This window comes from Alteromonas sp. 4NS20-0143 (genome assembly GCF_057542855.1).
Map to the genome: position 1 here is coordinate 1 of NZ_BAAJLR010000025.1, position 1,311 is coordinate 1,311.

Sequence of the window (1,311 nt, forward strand, 5' to 3'; positions counted from 1 at the left end):
AACGTTACTTCAGGGCATTCATTTTGATCCTGATCGTCACCAGAACAACCTAATAATGGGAGTGTAGCTACAAACGCTAAAATTAAACTTTTCATTAATACATCCTTGTCATATAACGCTAAGCTTTGGGGCGCTAACATGGGGCCATAATCGCGAAGCGGCCCCGTGTTAGCGTCCCAGCGACCGAAGAGAGTGCCAACAGCGTTTTGTTAGGCGTACAACTGAAAGTACACAGCTTTGCTGCTACCACTAGCCAAATAGACCGCGTGTTTAAATTATTGAATTTAAGATAAAACAACCCTGTTCGAAATGCCAGATGTTAACGACATTGCTGGATAAAAGAGCGAGTTTAGAAAATTAACTGTGCTGAATGATGGCGTTGCGGTGTTAATTAAAAGCGCGTTGCTAAAGCCGTTGAAACTACCGAAAAGGCAAGCTGTAAAGACTACCTAGCGAAACAACCTTGATGCAGGAATGTCACGTCTGAACCGACTTTATAATGCTGTAAGTAAATGACGCCTAACACCCCGCTTAGGGGCAATAACACGTGGGCTAAAATTTGGAGCGAAGCGACTGAGCCCACGTGTTATTGTCCCAGGGAGCTTGCGACCGACTACAGCGGATTGTTATACGTCACCGTCATCTGTTGTGTAATACTCAATTCCGTTTCTGAGTGCTGACTCAAAAAACTCCACGTGTTCTCTAACAAATTCTTCCAAAGATATTTTTTCCTTCTCCGATTTTATTGCGAAATAACGCGCCGAGTAACAAGCTGACGTATAGAGAAAAGAAGAACTAACCTGCGGGACAGAAAGCTCCTTTTCTTTTGACACTGCCGCTTCCATAAAGCTATCAACGGTTTCATTAAACTTTTGATCAAGCTCTGTATCTTGGGTCATTTAATTCCTTTTGACGTATAACGCCCTAATTTGGCGGCACAAACGAGTGGGCTATACTGCGAAGCAGAGCCCGCGTGTTTGTGTCCCCAACATTTGTTTGTTATGTGACGCTACCAAGAAAAGTGAGCCAACGCTTCTTTGTACGATGCCAAGGCTCTATAAACCGCGTATTTTAACCGTACCTTTTTAAAGAACACCTGATACAGAAAAACAGGCCCCAACCAGAATAAAATTAAGAATGCTTGGATAAACAATAGGACGAAAACGAATTCGTTGTACAACCCATCAGCAAGAAAAAAACCAAGACAAAAGCATTTAAGACGACAAATGCCCAGATAGCCCACCTGGCGTCTTTTACAAGTTGTCTTAAATCCTCTTCAACTTTTACATTTTGCATGAGCTTCAAGTCACA

Annotated in this window: 2 protein-coding genes; both read right to left on the reverse strand. The window is 42.6% G+C overall.

The window, feature by feature from the left end:
* Positions 1-626: 626 nt before the first annotated feature.
* A complete protein-coding gene (locus AC27HD_RS18785; RefSeq protein WP_487107800.1) occupies positions 627-899 on the reverse strand; it encodes a DUF3144 domain-containing protein in 273 nt (90 codons plus the stop codon).
* Positions 900-1,131: 232 nt separating this feature from the next.
* Positions 1,132-1,311: hypothetical protein (locus AC27HD_RS18790; protein ID WP_487107802.1), on the reverse strand; the 180-nt coding region annotated here is incomplete at its 5' end.

Coding starts and splice junctions, on each gene's coding strand:
- AC27HD_RS18785 (WP_487107800.1), bottom strand. CDS start 899: ATGACCCAAGATACAGAGCTTGATCAAAAGTTTAATGAAACCGTTGAT.